This is a genomic window from Pseudomonas sp. P5_A2_2 (assembly GCF_054177685.1).
Map to the genome: position 1 here is coordinate 1 of NZ_JBGCUL010000156.1, position 7,632 is coordinate 7,632.

Below are 7,632 nucleotides of genomic sequence, written 5' to 3' on the forward strand. Positions count from 1 at the left end.
GCCATGGGCGCAGCATTGAATCACCCGGCCCTCAAGGCGCCCGCCACACAGCGAGGCGCCCTGATGCGGGCAGCTGTCGTCGATGGCAAACAGCTGCCCGTCGACGTTGAACAGCGCCAGGCTTTTGTCATCGAATTCGAACAGCGCTCGGCCACCGGCCTGCGGGTGTTTGCCGGCAGGTACGGGAATGCGCCGGGTCATGCTGGCTGCCGCTCGCGGTCACTTTCCTTGAGGGCTTCGTTCATGGCCCCGAGCAGCGCCTGGGCAGGTTGCGCACCGATCACCGTCAGGCGACCGTCGAACTGAAAGCTCGGCACGCCACTGGTCGCGCCGGGGGATCCTGCAAATGGCGTGGCGTCGCCCTTCAGGCAATCGAGCACTTCGTTCGTGTCGACGCCGCAGGAGCGGGCAATGGCCAGCAAGGTCTCACGGCAACCGAGGTTTTCGCGTCTCAGGAAATAAGCGGCGAACAGGCGTTCGAGCAACATTTCACGCTGACTGGCATTGCCCAGTGCGCTGGCACGCTCGAACAAACGATGGGCGTCCGCGGTGTTGGGCATCGTCTCGATACGGCTGAGGTCGATGGCCAGTCCAACCGCCCCGGCAGCTTGCTGTACCTGGTTCTGACGCATGGCCACCGCGTCGGCATTGCCCAGGCGCTTGCGGTAGAAATCGGCGAAGGGTTCACTTTGTACCGGTATCTGAGGCAGCAACTGCACCCCGTGCCACGCCGTGGTGATCTGCACATCCGGGTGACGGCTGCGAAACTGCACCTGCGCATGCTCCAGTTGGCGTTTGCCGATCAGGCACCAGGGGCAGATAAAATCGAAAAACACATCAATACGTAAACGACGACTCACAACTTCACCTCTATCCCGGCTTCACGGACAGGGTCAGRCACGCTCTGACCCTGAAGGCGGGCAATATCTTTGTGGTAATGACACTTGGCATAAAAGAACACCGCCGCCGCCGCGAGGCTGACCAGTGGCACCAGTTGAAACGCGGCATGCAGACCGATGAGGTCGGACACACGGCCAGTCAGGAACGGCCCGGGGGCCAGCCCCAGCAGGTTATTGGCCAGGGTCAGCGTGGCGAACGCCGTACCGTGGACGGAGTAATGGGTCAGGTTGGCAACCATCGCACCGGCGGGGCCAGTGGTGCCGGTGGCAATCGCCATGCCCAGACAGATCAGCGCCAGTTGCACAGGCCCTGCCGATAATGCGAACGCTGCCGACAGCAGCAGGCAACTGCCCAGGCAAAAACCAATGGCCAGGCTGACCTTGCGCTCCGGCGAGTTCCGACACAGGCGGTCGCTGAGCATGCCGCACAGGATCATCCCCGCGCCGCTGCACAACACGATGATCGCCGCCATGCCACCGGCCTTGTCGGTAGGCATGTCGTAGTAGCGGTTGAGGTAGCTGGGAATCCACACCATCACTGTACCGCCGACGAACAACTGCAAGCCGCTGGCGACGTAGGTCGCCACCACCGAGCGGCTGGACCACAGCGTGCGCAGCGGACGCTTGACCGCGGCGGCCGTCTTGTTCGCAATCTGCGCGGCACGTTGTGGCGCAATGCGCGCTTCCTTGACGATGAGCGGATAGAGCACCGCCAGCACCAGGCCAAACAGCGACATGCCGGCGAACGACCAGCGCCAGCCCAGCTTGGCGGCAATCGCACCACCCAAAGCCATGCCCAACACCGAACCGAACATCCCGCCGGCCATGAAGGCACTGGCCAGGGTGGCGCGCATGTGTTTGGGGAACACCGAGATCACCACGGCGATGCCCACGCTGCCGTAGGCCGCTTCACCGACGCCGACCATGAATCGCGCGATGAACATCTGCTGGTAGTCCTGCGCCAGCGCGCAACCCAGGGTCGCCACGCTCCACAGGAACGCCATCAGCGCCAGGCTCTTGACCCGGCCGAAACGGTCGGCCATCAACGACAGGGGAAACGTCAGCAGGCCGACCATCAGGGCAACGATGCCGCTGAGCAGACCGAGCTGTCCGTCGCTCAACGCCCACTCAGTCTTGAGCAGCGGGAACACCGCGTTCAGTACCTGACGCGACATGTAATCGGAAATCAACAGGCCGAACGTCAGTGCAAAGACGATCCAGGCATATTGGCGCGCAACGCCGACTCCGCTGGAGTCGTCATCGTCAGCGGCGATTGGGTGAAAGGCCATGCAGCCTCCTCAAGAGCTTTGTTTTATTTTTGTTATCAAGCGTGTAACGGTCAGGCGGACGAGAGGTCACGGCCTCTCGTCCCGACCCTCGGTCAGCCGCGTTGCGGCACGCCTTTCTGCCCGGCCTTGCGGTTGGGGGCCATGCCGTTGGCCAACAGGGTTTCTTCGATGGTTTCGTACTGCACGCCGATGCGGTAGATCTCGCGGGCTTCTTTGCCGGTGGCGATTTCACGTCCCAGCTCATGGGCAATGCGCACGGTTTGCTGGATCTGTGCAACCGAGCCGAAACGATCGCCCTTGTGGTCAATGATAGTGTCTTCATTGCCTACGCGCGGGTGCATGCCCATGGCCATCGACATGGTGTTGAACGGCATGACGTTCTTGAGCAGCGATTCGGAGGTCACAGTAGAACCGTCCGGCGCGCGGTGGAGGAAGTTGAAGAAGTTGAACGGATTCGGACCATCGAAACCGCCGCCGATGCCGATCCAGGTCAGGTTCAACGGACCTTTGTAGACGCCCCTGCGCACCAGACGCTCAAGGGTTTCCAAGGCATGCATGCCGGTCAGCTGGAAGTGCGGCTGGATGCCGTTGTCCATCAGACGCTTGAGGTGCTCGGCAACCCAGGCCGGGCCAGCCGGTACGGTCATCTCGCTGTAGGCAGCCTGGATCATCGGGTTGGCCAGGGAGGTGCCTTCCAGGTATTCCGGATACAGCAGCTCCATGATGTTCATTTGCGTGGTGTTGATCGCGACCGTGACCTGATCCGGTTTCGGCGTCAGCTCGGCCAGCATGTGGCGGGTGTCGTCGGACAGCCACTTGGCCGCTTCGCCATCGCTTTCCGGAGCGAAGGAAATCGAACCGCCGACCTGGATGATCATGTCCGGCACGGCTTCACGTACACCGGCGATCAGCTCGTTGAACTTCGACAGGCGCTTGGAGCCCTTGCCGTCCAGCTCGCGCACATGCAGGTGCAATACGGTGGCCCCGGCTTCGTAGCATTCGACCGCTTTCTGGACTTGCTCATCCATGGTCAACGGGATGTCTTCCGGGAAGTCTTCGGGCATCCACTCCGGGCCGTACGGGGCCACGGTAATGACTACCTTTTCCATGTTTTCCGGGTGCAGGGAATCGTCGAAGAATTGCATGGTTACTCCAGTTCTTATGCCAGTTCTTATGATTGTTCCGTCCACCCGGGGTCGTGCCGGGTAGACGTGTTTACGAGTGCGAATGCTGCGAGTGCGGATGCCGGTGGCGTTCGATCAGAACGTCTTGTCGCCGATGATCCCGGCGCGTTCCATCTTGCGGTGGCACGGCGGGTAATCCATGACGGCGTAGTGCTGGGTACTGCGGTTGTCCCAGATGGCGATGCTGTTGGGCTTCCAGCGCCAGCGCACCTGATACTCGGGGATGTACGCCTGGCTGATCAGGTAGCGCAGCAAATCACCGGCGCCGGGGTTGGCGTCCTGGCCGAAGCGCACCCGCTCAGGGGTGTGGTAGTTGCTGAAGTGGGTGGTGAACGCGTTGACGAACAGCACCTTCTCGCCGGTTTCCGGATGGGTGCGCACCACCGGGTGTTCGGCGTCCGGATACATCGCTTTGAGCGCCAGGCGTTTTTCAATCGGCATGGCGGCACCGAAGCTCGCTTCGATGCTGTGGCGGGCACGCAGATCGGCGATCTTGACCTTCACGTCTTCCGGCAAGTTCGCACAGGCCTGGACCATGTTGGCCCACATGGTGTCACCGCCCACCGGCGGGCATTCCACGCAACGCAGCACGCAACCCATCGGCGGTGCTTCACGCCAGGTGGCGTCGCTGTGCCAGGCGTTTTCGTAGCGGTCTGCCGGCTGGTCCGGTCTCTTGTAGATCTGCACCAGCCCCGGATGATCCGGATCGCTGCCGGCCACCGGATGATCCTCCAGCTCGCCGAAGCGTCGGGCGAAGGCAACATGCTCGGCGCGGGTGATGTCCTGATCGCGCAGGAACACCACGCGGTGCTTGAGCAACTGGGCGCGGATCTCGGCAAACAGGCCGTCGTCATGGACTGCGTCGGCGAGATTGACGCCGATCAGTTCGGCGCCGATGGAGCAGGTCAATTGTTCGACTTTCATGGCTGGCCGCTCCTTAAACGACGAAAATCGATGAGCCGGTAGTCTTGCGCGATTCAAGGTCGCGATGGGCCTGCACGGCGTCCTGCAACGCGTAGTGCTGGTTGATCTCGATCTTGATCCGACCGCTGCCGACGTGGTCGAACAGCTCACCGGCCAGGGCGGCTTTTTCCGCAGGGTCGCTGATGTAGTTGGCCAGGGCCGGACGGGTCAGGAACAGCGAGCCTTTCATCGCCAGCATCACCGGGTCGAACGCCGGGATCGGGCCGGACGCGGTACCCACGCAGACCATCAGGCCACGGGGTTTCAATGAATCCAGCGAACCCATGAAGGTGTTCTTGCCAACGCTGTCGAACACCACGTTGACACCCACACCGTCGGTCAATTCGCGAACGCGAGCGGCGACGTCTTCATGGCTGTAATTGATCGTATGGTCGCAACCGTGAGCCCGGGCGATTTCCGCCTTTTGCTCGGTCGACACCGTGCCGATCACGTTCAGGCCCAGCAACTTGGCCCACTGCGAAACGATCAGGCCGACACCGCCAGCGGCGGCATGCAACAGGATGCTGTCGCCCGGTTTGAAGTCGTAGATGCGGCGCATCAGGTACGAAGACGTCAGGCCACGCATGGTCATCGCGGCGGCGGTCTCGAAGCTGATGGTTTCCGGCAGCTTGATCAACGGCGCGGCCGGGATCAGGCGCTCGGTGCTGTAGGCGCCGAGGGTGTTGAGAAAACCGGTGTAGGTAACGCGATCGCCGACCTCGACGTTGGTGACTCCTTCACCAACGGCCTGGACTACCCCAGAGGCCTCGACGCCCATGCCGTTGGGCAGCGGGATCGCATAGGTACCGTTACGGAAATAGGTGTCGGCATAGTTCAGGCCGACTGCCACATGACGAAGCCGAACCTGGCCGGGACCGGGTTCGCCGACTTCGACGTCCTCATAACGCAGGACTTCGGGACCACCGGTTTCGTAGAAGCGTACGGCTTTTGCCATTTTTCTTATTCTCCAATCTGCAATATGGGCGTGTTGCATCGAATTGCGTTGATTGGACTGTAGGACGAGGCCTGTCGGGACGCTTCTCATCAGACGACAATGGCTTTTCATTTGGTGACAGGCAGAAACAGGATCGCCCTGGCCGGCCCCGCCGCCACCTGCGCTATCATCGCCCGCCTCGATACCCCAAGAGTCTTGAACCTGGATGTCTGACACCCTGCCACTGCCCGACGATCACCAAGCCTTGCCCCCGGTCCTGGCCGGCCCGCTGCTGCGGCGTCTTGAGCCCACGCGGCTGGTGCTGTGGCTGGTGGGTTCCCGGGCGCTGGCGCTGACCTTGCGCTTGCAGGGCGTCGGCGATATTCGTCTGGATGCCGGGCAATGCACGGTGATTGCAGTGGGGGCTCATGCCTATGTGCRCTTGATCGATGTGCAACTCGATTGCGCCCTGCCCCGGGACGAGTCGATCGACTATGACCTGCTGATCGATGGCACAGAAAAAGGCATTGCCGACTGGGCGCCGCATCTGCTGTATGGCGATGCCCATTGCCCGAACTTCGTCCTGCGCGCGCGGGTCGACCAGTTGCTGCACGGTTCTTGCCGCAAGCCTCATCACCCGGCGGCAGACGGCTTGCTCTGCGTCGACCGGTTGCTGGCGCAAAAGCACAACGCCAAGGATCGCCCGGCACTGCTGATGATGACGGGCGATCAGGTCTACGCCGACGATGTGGCGGGGCCGATGTTGCGGGCGATTCACGCCTTGATCGAGCGTCTGGGCCTGTTCGGGGAACAGCTCGAAGGCGCCGTGGTCAGCGACAGCGCCAGGCTCTACGAGCATCCGGCCAGTTACTACCACCGTGCCGATCTGCTGCCGGCACTGCAAAGCAATGAAACCCTGCGCGAGCGTTTTTTCGGCGGTGCGCGCAAGCCGATTTTTACCAGCAGCAGCGCCGACAACCATCTGGTGACCTTCGCCGAAGTCATGGCCATGTATTTGCTGGTCTGGTCGCCAACGCCCTGGACCTTGATCGCACCCCAGGCACCGACGCTGACGCCGGAAAGGCTCAAACGCTACGCCCTCGAACAGACGCGCATCGATGCCTTCAAGGCAGGTCTTGGCAACGTCGCCCGGGCACTGGCGCATCTGCCGACGCTGATGATTTTCGACGACCACGACATCACCGATGACTGGAACCTTAGCGCGCAATGGGAGGAAACGGCCTACGGCCATCCGTTCTCCCGGCGCATCATCGGCAACGCGCTGTTGGCGTACATGCTGTGCCAGGGCTGGGGCAACAATCCGGATGCGTTCCGTGCCCTGCTGAAAAAGGCTGGTGGGTTGAGCGCGAGCACACACCAGCGTCATCTCGACAGCACTGTTCAAGATGATTTGATCGGTGATCTGCTGAAGTTTCAGCACTGGCACTACGTGCTGCCAACCACCCCGGCCGTGGTGGTGATCGACACTCGCACCCGGCGCTGGCGTAGCGAGATGAACCTCAAGCAGCCTTCCGGCTTGCTCGACTGGGAAGCCCTGAGCGAACTGCAGCAGGAATTGCTGGACCACCCAAGCGCGATCATCGTTTCGCCAGCGCCGATCTTCGGCGTCAAGCTGATTGAAACCGTGCAGCGAGTATTCAGCTGGTGCGGTTATCCACTGCTGGTGGACGCGGAAAACTGGATGGCCCATCGCGGTGCGGCACAGGTGATCCTGAATATTTTCCGGCACTCGCGCACACCGGGTAACTACGTGGTGCTGTCGGGCGATGTGCACTACTCCTTCGTCTACGAAGTGCTGATCCGCCATCGCAAGGCCGGACCGCGCATCTGGCAGATCACCAGCAGCGGCATCAAGAACGAATTCCCGGCCACCCTGCTCGAGTGGTTCGACCGCCTCAACCGCTGGCTGTACTCACCACGCTCACCGTTGAACTGGCTGACCAAACGACGACGCATGCGCATCGTGCCGCATGTCCCGGAACACGCCGAAGCCGGTGAGCGGCTATGGAACTCGGCGGGGATCGGGCAGGTGTATTTCAATGACCTGGGGCAGCCGCAGACCATCTATCAGCACAACTCGAACGGCTCGCCGAAAACCCGGATGATTGCGCCAGAAGACAATGATTGAGGTAAAGAAGACACCACAAAAAACTGTGGGAGCGACGGTGCGGCGAGCAGGCTCGCACACACTGGATTTCTGGCGTGTACTTTTTCCAGATCCTGTGGGCCTGCTCGCGAAGTGGCCAGTTAAATATTGGGGGAATCCATTCTGTAACCCGCCCCCGGCGCACCTTCATGGAGTGCCACCTGAATGTTCGAATACAGGGCATTCGCCTCAGCAG

General features: G+C 61.7%; 7 protein-coding genes. 1 reads left to right on the forward strand and 6 read right to left on the reverse strand.

The genetic code is table 11. The features are described 5' to 3' along the window. The 6 genes from ACXRVY_RS12225 to ACXRVY_RS12250 all read right to left on the reverse strand — a co-directional run. The coding region (locus ACXRVY_RS12225) for a Rieske (2Fe-2S) protein (RefSeq protein WP_458237477.1) at window positions 1-201 on the reverse strand (201 nt) is incomplete at its 3' end. Next, window positions 198-860, reverse strand: a complete 663-nt coding sequence (locus ACXRVY_RS12230) for a DsbA family oxidoreductase (protein ID WP_223460160.1) — start codon at window positions 858-860, stop codon at window positions 198-200. The genes ACXRVY_RS12230 and ACXRVY_RS12225, both read right to left, overlap by 4 nt. Beyond that, window positions 857-2,188, reverse strand: coding sequence for an MFS transporter (locus ACXRVY_RS12235; RefSeq protein WP_458237478.1), 1,332 nt, complete (start codon window positions 2,186-2,188; stop codon window positions 857-859). The genes ACXRVY_RS12230 and ACXRVY_RS12235 overlap by 4 nt, the downstream gene beginning before the upstream one ends. A gap of 92 nt (window positions 2,189-2,280) precedes the next feature. Next, the gene (locus ACXRVY_RS12240; RefSeq protein ID WP_223460156.1) at window positions 2,281-3,333 is read right to left on the reverse strand and encodes a beta-keto acid cleavage family enzyme; all 1,053 of its coding nucleotides are present in this window, start codon (window positions 3,331-3,333) and stop codon (window positions 2,281-2,283) included. Window positions 3,334-3,447: 114 nt separating this feature from the next. Further along, a complete protein-coding gene (locus tag ACXRVY_RS12245) occupies window positions 3,448-4,296 on the reverse strand; it encodes a TauD/TfdA dioxygenase family protein (protein ID WP_223460153.1) in 849 nt (282 codons plus the stop codon). A gap of 13 nt (window positions 4,297-4,309) precedes the next feature. After that, window positions 4,310-5,290, reverse strand: coding sequence for a quinone oxidoreductase family protein (locus ACXRVY_RS12250; RefSeq protein WP_218429410.1), 981 nt, complete (start codon window positions 5,288-5,290; stop codon window positions 4,310-4,312). Window positions 5,291-5,495: 205 nt separating this feature from the next. Between ACXRVY_RS12250 and ACXRVY_RS12255 the strand changes: the two genes are divergently transcribed. Next, window positions 5,496-7,418, forward strand: coding sequence for an alkaline phosphatase D family protein (locus ACXRVY_RS12255; RefSeq protein WP_458237479.1), 1,923 nt, complete (start codon window positions 5,496-5,498; stop codon window positions 7,416-7,418). The last annotated feature ends 214 nt before the right edge of the window (window positions 7,419-7,632 follow it).

What these genes read in the sequence shown, in the direction of transcription:
- ACXRVY_RS12250 (WP_218429410.1), bottom strand. Translation starts at nt 5,290, where the DNA reads ATGGCAAAAGCCGTACGCTTCTACGAAACCGGTGGTCCCGAAGTCCTG.
- ACXRVY_RS12245 (WP_223460153.1), bottom strand. Translation starts at nt 4,296, where the DNA reads ATGAAAGTCGAACAATTGACCTGCTCCATCGGCGCCGAACTGATCGGC.
- ACXRVY_RS12240 (WP_223460156.1), bottom strand. Translation starts at nt 3,333, where the DNA reads ATGCAATTCTTCGACGATTCCCTGCACCCGGAAAACATGGAAAAGGTA.